This window comes from Nocardia sp. No.11 (assembly GCF_038752175.1).
Taxonomy (GTDB): domain Bacteria; phylum Actinomycetota; class Actinomycetes; order Mycobacteriales; family Mycobacteriaceae; genus Nocardia; species Nocardia canadensis.
Map to the genome: position 1 here is coordinate 37,607 of NZ_JBCGFB010000009.1, position 13,473 is coordinate 51,079.

General features: G+C 69.7%; 14 protein-coding genes. 8 read left to right on the plus strand and 6 right to left on the minus strand.

Translation table 11 applies throughout. From position 1 onward, the window contains the following. Window position 1 precedes the first annotated feature (1 nt). The gene (locus V8688_RS04865) at window positions 2-1,501 is read right to left on the minus strand and encodes a CoA-acylating methylmalonate-semialdehyde dehydrogenase (RefSeq protein WP_342800261.1); all 1,500 of its coding nucleotides are present in this window, start codon (window positions 1,499-1,501) and stop codon (window positions 2-4) included. A 187-nt stretch (window positions 1,502-1,688) separates the two neighbouring features. Between V8688_RS04865 and V8688_RS04870 the strand changes: the two genes are divergently transcribed. From V8688_RS04870 to V8688_RS04885, 4 genes are all read left to right on the plus strand, one after another. Next, window positions 1,689-2,846 (plus strand): acyl-CoA dehydrogenase family protein, encoded by a 1,158-nt coding sequence (locus tag V8688_RS04870; protein WP_218720351.1) that lies wholly within the window; start codon window positions 1,689-1,691, stop codon window positions 2,844-2,846. A 70-nt stretch (window positions 2,847-2,916) separates the two neighbouring features. Beyond that, window positions 2,917-5,394, plus strand: coding sequence for an aminopeptidase N (pepN, locus tag V8688_RS04875; protein WP_342800262.1), 2,478 nt, complete (start codon window positions 2,917-2,919; stop codon window positions 5,392-5,394). Between the two features lie 93 nt (window positions 5,395-5,487). Beyond that, a complete protein-coding gene (locus tag V8688_RS04880; RefSeq protein WP_342800263.1) occupies window positions 5,488-6,174 on the plus strand; it encodes a DNA alkylation repair protein in 687 nt (228 codons plus the stop codon). A 50-nt stretch (window positions 6,175-6,224) separates the two neighbouring features. Next, window positions 6,225-6,404, plus strand: a complete 180-nt coding sequence (locus V8688_RS04885; RefSeq protein WP_342800264.1) for a hypothetical protein — start codon at window positions 6,225-6,227, stop codon at window positions 6,402-6,404. 22 nt (window positions 6,405-6,426) lie between these two features. Here V8688_RS04885 and V8688_RS04890 read toward each other — a convergent pair whose 3' ends face one another. Continuing rightward, window positions 6,427-7,053: a TetR/AcrR family transcriptional regulator gene (locus V8688_RS04890; protein WP_342800265.1), complete on the minus strand. Its 627-nt coding sequence runs from the start codon at window positions 7,051-7,053 to the stop codon at window positions 6,427-6,429. An 84-nt stretch (window positions 7,054-7,137) separates the two neighbouring features. On the opposite strand from V8688_RS04890, the gene V8688_RS04895 reads away from it, so the two are divergent. Beyond that, the gene (locus V8688_RS04895; protein ID WP_342800266.1) at window positions 7,138-8,805 is read left to right on the plus strand and encodes an FAD-binding dehydrogenase; all 1,668 of its coding nucleotides are present in this window, start codon (window positions 7,138-7,140) and stop codon (window positions 8,803-8,805) included. Window positions 8,806-8,867: 62 nt separating this feature from the next. On the opposite strand, the gene V8688_RS04900 is transcribed toward V8688_RS04895, so the two are convergent. Together V8688_RS04900 and V8688_RS04905 are read right to left on the minus strand one after the other, a co-directional pair. Beyond that, window positions 8,868-9,314 (minus strand): hypothetical protein, encoded by a 447-nt coding sequence (locus V8688_RS04900; protein ID WP_218720359.1) that lies wholly within the window; start codon window positions 9,312-9,314, stop codon window positions 8,868-8,870. A 187-nt stretch (window positions 9,315-9,501) separates the two neighbouring features. Continuing rightward, window positions 9,502-10,128 carry a TetR/AcrR family transcriptional regulator gene (locus tag V8688_RS04905; protein WP_342800267.1) on the minus strand — a complete coding sequence of 209 codons (627 nt, stop codon included), beginning with the start codon at window positions 10,126-10,128 and terminating at the stop codon, window positions 9,502-9,504. A 155-nt stretch (window positions 10,129-10,283) separates the two neighbouring features. Here V8688_RS04905 and V8688_RS04910 point away from each other — a divergent pair, with 155 nt between their 5' ends. The 3 genes from V8688_RS04910 to V8688_RS04920 are packed head-to-tail and all read left to right on the plus strand — an operon-like array spanning window position 10,284 to window position 12,185. Further along, window positions 10,284-10,955 carry a HemK2/MTQ2 family protein methyltransferase gene (locus V8688_RS04910; RefSeq protein WP_342800268.1) on the plus strand — a complete coding sequence of 224 codons (672 nt, stop codon included), beginning with the start codon at window positions 10,284-10,286 and terminating at the stop codon, window positions 10,953-10,955. Beyond that, window positions 10,942-11,154 (plus strand): CDGSH iron-sulfur domain-containing protein, encoded by a 213-nt coding sequence (locus tag V8688_RS04915; protein WP_218720364.1) that lies wholly within the window; start codon window positions 10,942-10,944, stop codon window positions 11,152-11,154. The genes V8688_RS04910 and V8688_RS04915 overlap by 14 nt, the downstream gene beginning before the upstream one ends. Continuing rightward, entirely contained in the window at window positions 11,151-12,185 is a 1,035-nt protein-coding gene (locus V8688_RS04920) for an iron-containing redox enzyme family protein (RefSeq protein ID WP_342800269.1), read from the plus strand. The genes V8688_RS04915 and V8688_RS04920 overlap by 4 nt, the downstream gene beginning before the upstream one ends. Here the strand turns inward: V8688_RS04920 and V8688_RS04925 are convergent. Both V8688_RS04925 and V8688_RS04930 read right to left on the minus strand, forming a co-directional pair. Next, entirely contained in the window at window positions 12,143-12,556 is a 414-nt protein-coding gene (locus tag V8688_RS04925; RefSeq protein WP_342800270.1) for an STAS domain-containing protein, read from the minus strand. The genes V8688_RS04920 and V8688_RS04925 overlap by 43 nt on opposite strands. A gap of 109 nt (window positions 12,557-12,665) precedes the next feature. After that, entirely contained in the window at window positions 12,666-13,406 is a 741-nt protein-coding gene (locus V8688_RS04930) for an RNA polymerase sigma factor SigF (RefSeq protein WP_342800286.1), read from the minus strand. Window positions 13,407-13,473 lie beyond the last annotated feature (67 nt).

The following is a 13,473-nucleotide window of genomic DNA, read 5'->3' on the forward strand; positions in this document are numbered from 1 at the left end:
CTCAGTCCATCGTCGGGATGACGAAGGCGTTGGACTCCTTCAGCCCCGCGGGCCAGCGCTGAGTCACCGTCTTGGTCTTGGTGTAGAAGCGGATCGAGTCCGGGCCGTGCTGGTTGAGATCGCCGAAGCCCGACCGCTTCCAGCCACCGAAGGTGTAGTAGGCGATCGGCACCGGGATCGGCACGTTGATGCCGACCATGCCGACCTGCACGCGCGCGGCGAAGTCGCGGGCGGTGTCGCCGTCGCGGGTGAAGATGGCCACGCCGTTGCCGTACTCGTGCTCGTTGGCCAGGCGCAGACCCTCCTCGTAGTCCTCGGCGCGGACCACGGTCACCACGGGACCGAAGATCTCCTCCTGGTAGATCCGCATGTCGGCGGTGACCCTGTCGAACAGGCTCGCGCCGACGAAGTAGCCGTCCTCGGCGCCTTCGACGACCAGGCCGCGGCCGTCGACGACCAGCTCGGCGCCCTCGTCGACACCGATCTGGACGTAATTGTTCACCCGGTCCACGCCGTCGCGCCCCACCAGCGGGCCGAAGTCGGCGCCCGGGTCGTCGGAGCGGCCGACGTTGAGCTTGTGCACCCGCTCGGTCAGCTTCGCGACCAGCCGATCGGCGGTCTCCTCCCCCACCGGCACGGCCACCGAGATCGCCATGCAGCGCTCGCCCGCCGAGCCGTAACCCGCGCCGATCAGCTGGTCGGCGACATCGTCGAGGTCGGCGTCGGGCATGACGATCGCGTGGTTCTTGGCGCCGCCGAAGCACTGGGCACGCTTGCCGTTGGCGGTCGCGGTCTCGTAGATGTACTGCGCGATCGGGGTCGAGCCGACGAAGCCGACGGCCTTGATCCGCGGATCGTGCAGGATCGTGTCGACGGCTTCCTTGCCGCCGTTGACCACGTTGAACACCCCCGGCGGCAGACCCGCCTCGAGGAACAGCTCGGCCAGGCGCAGCGGCACCGACGGGTCGCGCTCGGAGGGCTTGAGCACGAACGCGTTGCCACAGGCCAGCGCCGGACCGGCCTTCCACAGCGGAATCATGGCCGGGAAGTTGAACGGGGTGATGCCGGCGACGACGCCGAGCGGCTGCCGCATCGAGTACACGTCGATGCCGGTGCCCGCGCTCTCGGTGTACTCGCCCTTGAGCAGGTGCGGGATGCCGACGGCGAACTCGATGACCTCGAGGCCACGCTGGATGTCGCCCTTGGCGTCGGCGATGGTCTTGCCGTGCTCGGACGACAGCAGGGCCGCCAGGCTGTCGATCTCGTCGTTGACCAGGGTCAGGAACTTCATCAGCACCCTGGCGCGCTTCTGCGGGTTGAACGCCGCCCACCCGGGCTGCGCGGCGGCCGCGTTGGCGATCACCGCCTCGACCTCGGCGGTGTTCGCCAGCGGAACCGTGGCCTGCACTTGCCCGGTGTTCGGATCGAACACCTCACCGAACGCGCCCGAGGCGCCCTTGACGTGCTGTCCGTCGATGAAGTGGGTGAGTTCGCGAACCATGCCAGTCCTTGTCGTGGGTCGGTGCGCCGGGGCGCAGGTGAAAGGAGCTCCAATAGTTGGATGTCCAATCAATTGATACCATGGCAGCACTATTGGCGGTTTGTCAACATCTGATCGTTCTATTGACAGAACGCCAACAACTGCTCACTCTGGTGCGCAGCCCATCGACATCAGGGAGAGGAACCCGATGACCACCGCCGAAACCGACCGCGGCACCGACGCCGAGTCGGAGCTGCAAGGCCTGTCCGAACTGGCCCGCACCTTCTTCGCGAACACCGTCGCGCCGCATCGTGAGGAGTTCGCCGCGCAGGGCTTCCCGAGCCGGGAGGTCTACCGGCAGGCCGGCGAACTCGGGCTGCTGTGCATGTCGATTCCCGAGGAATACGGCGGCGGCGGTGGCACTTTCGCCCACGAGGCCGTGCTGTTCACCGAGCAGGTCAGGGGCGGCGATTCCGCCATGCAGCTCGGCGTGCACACCGGCATCGTGCCGCACTACATCCTCGCCTACGCCTCGGAGGAGAACAAGAAGCGCTGGCTGCCCAAGCTCGCCTCCGGCGAGTGGATCGGCGCCATCGCCATGACCGAGCCCGGCACCGGCTCCGACCTGCAGAACATCGCCACCAAGGCGGTCAAGGACGGCGACGACTACGTCATCACCGGCGCCAAGACGTTCATCTCCAACGGCCGCAACTGCGACCTGCTGATCATCGCCGTCAAGACCGACCCGACCCAGGGCGCCAAGGGCGTGTCCCTGGTGGTCGCCGAGGTCGCCGACGACACCCCCGGCTTCGAGCGCGGCAGGCTGCTCAAGAAGATCGGGCAGAAGGGCCAGGACACCACCGAGCTGTTCTTCGACGGGCTGCGCGTGCCGCAGGCCAACCTGCTCGGCGCCGAGGGCGAGGGCTTCATCCAGCTCATGCAGCAGCTGCCCCAGGAGCGGCTGATCTGCGGCGTCGCGGCCGCCGCGGCAATCGAGGCCGCCGTCGCCGAGACGCTGGCCTATGTCAAGCAGCGCAACGCTTTCGGCAAGCCGCTGTTCGCCATGCAGAACACCCGCTTCGAGCTGGCCGAGTGCGCGACGATCGCCGAGGTGGTGCGCACCTTCGTCGACGCCGCGGTCGAGAAGCACTTGCGCGGCGCGCTGGACGTCAAGACCGCCGCGATGGTCAAGTACTGGACCACCGATCAGCAAACCCAGGTGATCGACCGTTGCGTCCAGCTCCACGGTGGCTACGGCTACATGGAGGAGTACCCGATCGCCCGGATGTGGGCCGACGGCCGCATCTCGCGCATCTACGCCGGCGCCAACGAGGTCATGAAAGACCTCATCGCCCGCTTCCTCTGACACCCGGAGCTGATCGAGCCCGTGACACCGACCGGCGGCGTCACGGGCCTCGGGCTGGCAGGATCGACGCGTGACTACCGCGAACCTGACCCGTTCCGAGACCGCCGCGCGATCGGCCGCGGTCACCGTCCGCGACTACCGCGTCGACCTCGACCTGTCCGGCGCCACCGACCACGCCGGGGACACCTTCGCCACCACGACCACCGTCGAGTTCGACGCGACCGTGGACGCAACCTGGCTCGACTTCCTCGGCGCCTCGGTCGAATCGGTGACGGTGAACGGGCAGGACGCAGCCGTCGACTACGACGGGGCCCGGCTCGTGATCGGCCATCTCGCCGAGACGAATACGGTCGTCGTGCGCGCCACGGGCCGGTACAGCCGCTCCGGAGAGGGCCTGCACCGATTCCTGGACCCGGCCGACGGCGCGACCTACCTCTACACCCAGTACGAGCCCGCCGACGCGCGTCGCGTGTTCGCGTGCTTCGAACAGCCGGACATGAAGGCGCCCTTCACCTTCGTGGTGACAGCGCCCGCCGGCTGGGAAGTGGTGTCGAACCGGCCGATCGCCGCGACCGAGGACGGCGAGTCCTGGCAACGGGTCGAGTTCTCCCCCACCCTGCCGATCTCCACCTACATCACCGCGATCGCGGCCGGTCCGTATCACCGCGTCGAATCCTCGTGGACGCGAGACGAACTCACGATCCCGCTCGGCGTCCTCTGCCGCGCCTCCCTGGCAGGCCACCTCGACGCCGACACGATCCTCGAGGTGACCGAGCAGGGCCTGGACTTCTTCGCCGAACACTTCGGCTACCCGTACCCCTGGGGCAAGTACGACCAGATCTTCGTGCCCGAATACAACCTCGGCGCCATGGAGAACCCCGGCCTGGTCACCTTCACCGAGGCCTACGTCTTCCGCGGCGCGGCCACCGCCGCCCAGTACGAGGGCCGGGCCAACACGATCCTGCACGAGATGGCGCACATGTGGTTCGGCGATCTCGTGACGATGGTGTGGTGGGACGACCTGTGGCTCAAGGAGTCCTTCGCCGACTACATGGGCGCGCTCGCCAGTGCCGAGGCCACCGAGTGGACCGACGCCTGGGTGGCCTTCGCCAATCGCCGGAAAGCGTGGGCGTATTCGCAGGACCAGCTCCCGACGACGCACCCGATCGTCGCCGATATCGGCGACCTCGAGGCCGCCAAACTCAACTTCGACGGCATCACCTACGCCAAGGGCGCCAGCGTACTCAAGCAGCTGGTCGCCTATGTCGGCCGCGAGGAGTTCTTCACCGGCGTGCGCCGGTACTTCCGCACGCACGCGTTCGGCAATACGACGTTGGCCGAGCTGCTGACCGAACTGTCCGCGGATTCGGGTCGCGATCTGGCCGGCTGGGCCCGGGCCTGGCTGCAGACGACCGGGATGTCGACGCTGACGCTCGACGGCGGCGAGATCGTGCAGCGCGATCCGCGTCCGCATCGGCTCGCCGTCGGACTCTACGACTTCGACGTCGCCGGCGATCTGGTGCGCCGCGATCGGGTGGAGCTCGACATCGTCGCCGACCGGACGCCGCTCACCCTCGATCCCGCGCCGCTGCGCCTGCTCAACGACGGCGATCTCACCTACGCCAAGGTCCGTCTCGACGCCGAATCGCTGGCCACCGTGGAACGGTCACTGGACCGGGTCATCGACCCGCTGGCCCGCGGATTGATCTGGTCGGCACTGTGGAACGCCGCGCGCGACGGCGAGCTCGAGGTCGAGCGGTATCTGCGGATGGCCCGCGACTTCGCGCCCGCCGAGTCGAACACCGCACTGCTCGCCGCGGTGCTGGCGAACGCGTCCTTCGCCATCGGCCACTACCTGCCCGCGGCGGACCGCGACCGATGGCGCGGTGACTGGCTCGAATCCTGCTGGGCCACCCTGCATTCGGCGGCACCGGGTTCCGGTGACCAGCTGGCCTGGGCGCGGGCCACCGCCACCGCCGCCACCGTCGACGGGCGCCGGGCCGCCGACATCCGGGGCATCCTCCTCGGGGCGACGCCCGCACCGGACGGTCTGGCCCTCGATCCCGACCTGCGCTGGCTGCTGTGGACCGCACTCGCCACCACGGGCGACGCCACCGAAGCCGACCTGGACACCGAACTCGCGAGCGACGGCACCGCCTCGGGCCGGACCGCGCACCGCCAGGCCCTGGCCGCCCGCCCGGAACCGGAGGTGAAGGCCGCCGACTGGGCCGCGGCGCTCGGCGACACCACGCTGACCAACGATCACCTCGACGCCGTCATCGACGGGTTCCGCGCGGGGCAGCGCCGTGATCTCATCGCCCGCTACGACGCCGAGTACTTCGCGGTGCTGCGGGAGGTCTGGGAGCAGCGCAGCATCGAGATCGCTCGGCGCATCGTCCTCGGCCTGTTCCCCGCCACCGACTCTCTCGACCAGGTCGACGCCTGGCTGGCCGCGAACGCCGACGCGCCGGGTGCGTTGCGCCGTTTGGTGGTCGAACAACGCGACCATCTCGCGCGCGATCTGCGAGTGCGCGCGGGCGGCCGGTAGCTCACGGTCCCGACCTCGCATACCGAGGTCGGGACCGCCGCCGCCCGACGTACGCTGGGTGCGCGGACGGACCGACCAGCGGAGGAGACAGGTGTGACGACGAGTTCGGCGCCCCGGACCACGGTGGACGAGGTGCTGGCCGAGCTGGCCACCTTGGCCGACCCGAAGATCCTCGCGGTCAACGAACGGCACGGCGACGATCATGCGGTCAACCTCACCAAGCTGCGCGCGGTGGCGAAGGCGCTCAAAACCCGGCACGAGCTAGCCGGTGACCTCTGGGCGACCGGCGACACCGCGGCCCGGCTCGTCGCGATCCTGATCAGCCGCCCCAAGGCCTACACCGCGGCCGAGCTCGACGCCATGCTGCGCGACGCCCGCGTCCCGAAGGTGCGCGATTGGCTCGTCAACTACATCGTGAAGAAGAATCCTCACGTCGAGGAACTGCGCACCCGCTGGTTCGCGGACCCCGACCCTGTCGTCGCCGCCGCGGGCTGGGCGCTGACCAGCGACCGCGTCGCGAAAACCCCCGACGGACTCGACCTCCCGCACCTGCTCGACCTCATCGAGCAGCAGATGAAGGACGCCCCTGACCGCCTCCAGTGGGCCATGAACGAATGTCTGGCGACCATCGGCATCCACCACCCCGACCTGCGCCCCCGCGCCATCACCATCGGCGAAACCCTCCGCGTCCTCGAGGACTACCCCACCCCGCCCCACTGCACCTCCCCCTACGCCCCGATCTGGATCACCGAAATGGTCCGCCGCCGCGCCCAGACCTAGTCGCGGGCAAACCCCCACCAGAACTGGAATCACCCTGGTTCACTTAAGGCGTGATCCATCGCCACCTCAGCGCCACCCTGATCCTCACCGCCGCCGTCGTGACCGCCCTCGGCGCCCCGGCCGCCGCCCAGACGCCCTCCTCGGGCAGCGCCACCGGCTCGACCGACGTACTGAACTCCGTCACCTGCCTGATCCTGAAGCCCACCTGGCCCTACGCCAACTGCCCCTGATCGTCGCAACCCGCCGGTCACCTCACCCGGCGGAGTCCCGGCCTGTCACGCCGAGACGAATGATCAAGCGGGACAGCCAGTCCCGGGCGGCGGGCTGGTCGTTGTCGAGCAGCAGCTGGACGGTGACGCCGTCGTAGGCGGCGACGACCGAGTGGGCGAGTTCGGCGATCGAGCCGAGTTCCGGGGGCACGGTGAATCCGCTCGCGGCGAGTTTGTCGGCGATGGCCGCGCGGAGCTGGGCGCGGTGGGTGATCAGCCGGGCGGCGATCTCAGGACGGCGGGCGGCGTGCGTGAGGAAATCGGTCTTCACCAGGAGCCAGTCGCGGTCGAGGAGCAGGGTGGCCGCGAGGCGGTCGACGAACCCGCGCACGTCGGCGGGATCGGCGACCGCGGCCAGCGCGGCGCGCACCTGCTCGGTGATCAAGGTGGCGCGCTGGTCGTAGAGGACGAAGAACAGCTCCTCGAGGCTGTCGAACTGGGAGTAGAACGCACCCCGGGTGTATCCCGCCGCACCGCACACGTCCTCGATGCGGACCAGCCCGAAACCCTTCTCGGCGAACACGGCGAACGCGGCCTCGAGCAGGCGTGCCCTGGTCTCGGCCCGGCGCCGGGTCACGCGGGGTGGCTTGGCCGTCTCGGTCGTGTTCACGGGTTGACGATACCTCCCCTCATCCGATGCATTAGCGTATCGGATACAGCAATGAAGCTTTTGTGGAGAGTGGAGGTAGTCCGGATGGATGCCGATGTCATCGTGGTCGGTGCGGGCCTGGCCGGTCTGGTCGCGACCCACGAGCTCACGCGCCGGGGCAAGCGCGTCCTGGTGGTCGACCAGGAGAACGCGGCCAACCTCGGCGGGCAGGCATTCTGGTCCTTCGGCGGGATCTTCCTGGTCGACAGTCCCGAGCAGCGCCGATTGGGCATCCGGGACTCGCTGGAGCTGGCCTGGAACGACTGGTCCGGCAGCGCCGGATTCGACCGGCTCGACGACGAGGACAGCTGGGCCGCCCGCTGGGCCCGCGCCTACGTCGAGTTCGCCGCGGGCGAGAAGCGTTCGTACCTCACCGATCTCGGTATCGGATTCGTGCCGTCGGTCGGCTGGGCCGAGCGCGGCGATCTGCGCGCCGACGGCCACGGCAACTCGGTCCCCCGCTTCCACGTGGCCTGGGGCACCGGCACCGGCGTGGTCGGGCCGTTCACCGAGTCCGCGCTGCGCGCCGCGGACCAGGGACTGGTGACCTTCCGGCATCGGCACCGCGTCGACGATCTGGTGTGCACCGACGGCGCGGTCACCGGCGTGCGCGGGGCGATCCTGGCCGACGACGACGCCGACCGCGGCGCACCGTCCAACCGCGATGTGATCGGCGAGTTCGAACTCCGCGCCGCCGCGGTCGTGCTCGCCACGGGCGGCATCGGCGGCAACCACGAGACCGTCCGGCGACACTGGCCCACGCGCCTCGGCGCGCCGCCGGCGACCATGATCACGGGCGTGCCCGCCTATGTCGACGGGCGCATGCTGGACATCGCCGCCGACGCCGGTGTCCGGCTGGTCAACCGGGATCGCATGTGGCACTACACCGAAGGCATCCGCAACTGGAACCCGGTCTGGCCCGAGCACGCGATCCGGATCCTGCCCGGTCCGTCGTCGTTGTGGTTCGACGCGCTGGGCCGGCGCCTGCCCGCTCCCTACCTCCCCGGCTACGACACCCTGGGCACGCTGCGCTACCTGCGCACCACCCCCGACCTGGCCGCGCACGACCATTCCTGGTTCGTCACCACGCAGCGGATCGTCGCCAAGGAGTTCGCGCTGTCGGGGTCGGAGCAGAATCCCGACATCACCGCGAAGAACCGGGTCGGCATGATCCGGGAGCGCGTCTTCAGCAAGGGTGCGCCCGCGCCGGTGGAGGCGTTCAAGGAGCACGGCGCGGACTGGGTGGTCGCCGACACTCTCGACGAGCTGGTCGCGAAGATGAACACGCTCACCGCGCAGCCCCTGCTCGACCCGAACCGACTCCGGGAGCAGATCGTCGCCCGGGATCTGCAGGTCGACAACGCCTTCAGCAAAGACGCCCAGATCCAAGGCATCCACAACTCGCGCCGCTACCTCGGCGACCGGATCACCCGCACCACCGCACCGCACCGCATCCTCGATCCGGCGGCCGGGCCGCTGATCGGCGTGAAACTCCATGTCCTGACGCGCAAGTCGCTCGGCGGCATCCAGACCGACCTCCACTCGCGGGCACTCGGCGCCGACGGCACCCCGATCCCCGGCCTGTTCGCGGCGGGTGAGGCCGCGGGCTTCGGCGGTGGCGGCGTGCACGGCTACAACGCCCTCGAGGGCACCTTCCTCGGCGGGTGCATCTTCTCCGGGCGGTCGGCGGGCCGGGCGGCCGCCGACGCCTGACAGCGAAACAGGCACGGCGCCTCCGAATTCCGGAGGCGCCGTGCCGCTACCGCGTCGGCCGATCAGGCGTCGCGCACCGCCGTGACGATCGCGACCACCGCCGCGGACAGCGCGGCGATCACGACTCCGGCGAGGACGACCGCCGCGCCGAAGATCGCGAACTGCGCCCAGCCCACCATGAGGGCGGCCACACCCAGGATCACCACGGCCGCGTCGACGACCACCGCGGCCAGCACGAGATCATCGCGGTCCAGCAGGCGCGGGGTCAGCGCGACGGTGGCCAGGCCCAGCAGGACCGATACCAGCCCGGCCGCGACGAAGACCGGAACGGCCATTCCGGTGCCGACGTCGGCTCCCAGGATCAGCGCGGCGAAGAGGACGATGCCGTACAGGACGCGAATCGCGCCCACTCCGCGCAGCGTCCACGAGGGCACATCGACGGGGGCTCCCCCGGTGGTGGAGGTCTGGGTCGCGTACGCCATGCGCACGGTTGCCACCTGGCTGGTCATATCCGCTCCTTCGACATTTTCACACCTGCGTGCAATTGCACGCTATTGTGAAAATACGCCCGGTGCACAAGCGTGTGCAAGCGGTCGTGGGGGGACTCACAGACCCCCGGCTGCGTGCCCGACAGCACACCCGGATCTCCTCGCGGACAGCGTGTTTCGAGGTGCGATCGCTGCCGCGAGACCGCGGTCAGTGCCGCGCGGCGATGTGCGCGATCTCGGCGGCCGCGCGGCGATCGACGCCCGTCGCGAGCAGGCACGCCAGGGCCGCGTCCCGCGCGGCGTCCGCATCGACCCACTCACCGTCGCTGTGCGCGTTCAGCAAGGCGAGCACCAGCGCCGTGAGTACCCTGGACACCGCCGCGGGCGGAAGGTGGTCGGCGAAGGTTCCGTCGGCTTGACCAGCGGCTATCAAGGTGACCAGGCGGGCGCGAACGGGCGCGAGCCGGTCGGTCATCCGCGCCCGCGACCCGGCTTCCTCCAGGCGGAGCAGCAGCTGGAACCCGTCACCGACGGCCCACAGCGCGACCGCCATATCGGCGATCGCCCTGGCGGGCGGTTGCGCGGTGTCGATACTGTCCAGCGCCCGATCGACCTGCTCGAAGGCTTCGTCGAGCATGCCGTCGATCAACGCTTCCCTGGTGGGGAAATGACCGTAGAGGGTGCGCCGGACCATGCCCGCGGCGGCGGCGATGTCTTCCATGCTCGCCAGCGGATTACGCAACAACTCGTCCCCGGCCACAGCGATGATCCGTCGCCGGTTGGCCAGTGCGCGCGGCCCGAGGCCTGTGGTGGTCGAGTGCGTCGTCGCAGTCACGTACGTCCTTTCACCCACCACCCTCCCACATCTGCGCAAAGGTGTGCAAAATTGTGGCGGCAGCGGACCGAGCCGTCCTGTGCTGATTACCCCGGCGCTCTCGGGGCATTCGGTCCACATGACCCGAATTCGCCGACCCGTCGCGGAGCGCTGACGTGCTGGTTGTGCGCGCTCCGCGCGTGTACCGCCCGCAGGCCGACACCTGGTTGCTGTGCCGAGCGCTGCGCGAGCTGTCACCGGTGGGCGGTGGACGCGTGCTGGACGTCTGCGCCGGCACCGGCGTGCTGAGCCTGGCCGCCGCCGCGGCGGGGGCGCACAGTGTCACAGCGGTCGACCTGTCCTGGCCCGCGCTGATGTCGACCTGGCTGAACTGTCGCCTCCGTGGCGTCACGGTGCAACTGCTGCACGGCGATTTCACCGCCGCACTGCGGCTGGCGCGATTCGACCTCGTGCTGGCCAACCCGCCGTATGTCCCCTCCCCGGCGCACACCGCCCGCGGCGCCGCGCTCGCCTGGGACGCGGGACCCGACGGCAGGAATGTGCTCGACCGGTTGTGCGCGACGCTGCCCGATCTGCTCACCGAACGCGGCGTCGGGTTGATCGTGCACTCGGCGATGAGCGATACCGACCGCAGTCTGGCGCAGCTGCGCGATCGCGGTGTCGATGCCAGGGTGGTCACCTCCGACACCATCTCGTTCGGGCCGGTCCTGCGCTCGCGCACCGGTTGGCTGGCCGCGCAGGGCCATCTCGCGCCCGGACAGCGTCACGAGGAATTGGTGGTGATCCGTGTCGACCGAACATCGTGTCCCGTCGGTGACCACTCCTGAACCGAGGCGCGTCGTCCTCGTCGACAGCGGCCCCGCGTTGATCGACGGTCCGGTCGATCTGGTCACCCCCGACGGCAGCGTGCTGCACTGCGATCGGTTCCGGGTCGCGCTGTGCCTGTGCAAGCGCTCCTCGATCTACCCGCTGTGCGACACCAGCCATCGCCTGCGCCGTCGGCGCGAACAGGCGGACTCGGCGTGAGGACCGTCGACGTCGCGCCCCACCGCCAGTTGCCCGCACCGCGCGGTGACCTTTCCGCCGGGGTCGTCGAATTGCTGACACTCCCACCGGGTTCCACCGCGCCGACCGGCGCCGGGCACGACCCCTACGGCGACGATCTGCTGCTGGCCCTGCACACCTGCTACGAACTGCACTATCACGGCTTCGCCGGTGTCGACGACGACTGGGAGTGGGATCCGGGCCTGCTGCGCTTGCGCGCGACCCTGGAGGCGGACCTGCTCGCGGCCCTGCGCGCCGATGTTCCCGGCGGCGCCGATGTCACCGGCGAACTCGACCGCCTCCTGGAACCGTCACCCGAGGGCGTCGGCATCGCCGGATTCCTCGCCGAGCAGGGCACCGCCGATCACCTGCGCGAGTACTTCGTCCACCGCTCGATCTACCACCACATCGAAGCCGACCCCTACGCCTGGGTGATCCCGCGGCTGCGCGGGACGGCGAAGGCGGCGCTGGTCGCGGTGGAGTTCGACGAGTTCGGCGGCGGCCGAGGCGAGCGCGTCCACGCGCGGCTCTACGCCGACCTGCTCGCCGGCGCCGGGCTCGATCCCCGCTATCTGCACTACCTGGATGTGGTGCCCGCGCCGATGCTGGCATTGGTCGACATGATGTCGCTGTTCGGACTGCATCGTGGCCTGCGGGCCGCCTCGATCGGGCATTTCGCGACCGCCGAGATCACCTCGTCGCCGGCCTCGCGCCGCTTCGCCGAGCTCGCCCGCACCCTGCTGCCGGACCCCGCGTGCGCGCACTTCTACGCCGAGCATGTCGAAGCCGACGCCGTGCACGAGCAGGTGATGCGCCACGACGTCATCGGCGCGCTGCTCGATGCCGAACCCGACGCCGCCGCCGCCGTCGTGTTCGGCATCCAGGCGACCTCGCTGCTCGAGGACCGCTTCGCCGACCACGTGCTGAGCTGCTGGGCGGCGGAGCGGACATCGCTGATCGCGGGGCGGGATCAGTCGATCGGCGGCCTGACCGCGTCGTCGACGCAGGTGTAGTAGCGAAACAGCTGGCGGACACCGACCAGTTCCAGTGCGCGCTCGGCCGCCGCGCCTCCGGTGACCAGGCGCAGTTCGATCCCGTGTCGCCAGGCGTCGGCTTTGATCTCGGCGAGCGAGGCGGCGACGCGAATGCTCAGGAATTCGGTCTCGCGCAGATCGAGGACCATCACCCGGGTTCCGGAACTTCGCGTGCGATCCAGCAGTGCCCGCAGGTGGGGTCGATGGGCGGCATCGAGCTCAGGACCGGCGAACAGGACCCAGCAGCCGGGCCGACCGGCACGTCGCAATCGCCGCGCCACCAACCCACGCGAGGATCCGAGGTACCAGCGCAGCCGGCTCGCATGCCGACGACCAGCGACGACAGCCATGGGGCCTCCCGCTCGAGAGGGCGTTGCGGACCGCCGCGGGGCACCGCGACGGACCGGGGTGGCTGGACGTCTCAACCTGGATTGATTCTGGCACGCGCGTGCACCGCTGTCACTGCGCGGGCATCGGCTCCTCGCCGAGGGCCTGCTCGCGCAGCGACCCCAAGGTGCGCGCGAGGATTCGCGAGACCTGCATCTGGGAGACCCCCAGGCGCCGCGCGATCTCGCTCTGCGTCATATTCTCGTAGAACCGCATCACCAGCACGCGGCGCTCCTCGCTCGGCAGCGCGGCGATCAGCGGGCGGACCGCGATCGCGTCCTCGGTCAGCTGATAGCACGGCTCGTCGGCACCGAGGGTGTCGGTGATCGGCTGGGCGGAGTTGTCACGATCGTCCTGGGTGAACCCGTCGATCGAGTTGGTCTGGTACCCGTTGCTCGCGACGAGCGCCCTGGTGACCTCGACGAGGTCGACATCGAGTTCGGCGGCGAGCTCCTGGGCGTTGGGGACGCGGCCCAGGCGCTGGGACAGGTCCTCGGTGGCCGGGCCGATCAGCTGCTGGATCTCCTTGAGCCTGCGCGGGACGTGCACGGCCCAGGTGCGGTCCCGGAAATGCCTGCGGACCTCCCCCATGATCGTGGGGATCGCGAAGGACAGGAAGGTATAGCCGCGGGTGACGTCGAACCGGTCAACAGCCAGCAGGAGTCCGACCCGAGCGGTCTGCTCCAGATCGTCGAACTGCTCCCCGCGGCCGGTGAATTTCCGGGCGATGTGATCGGCCAGCGGCAGACACAGGCGGATGACTTCGGCCCGGACGGCCGCGTAGTTCTCGTCACCGGGCGGCAGTGCTCGCATCTTCTCGAACCAGGGTTCGATGTTGTCGTAGCTGTCACCACGCGAATGGGATCGCTGGGCGGTCGAG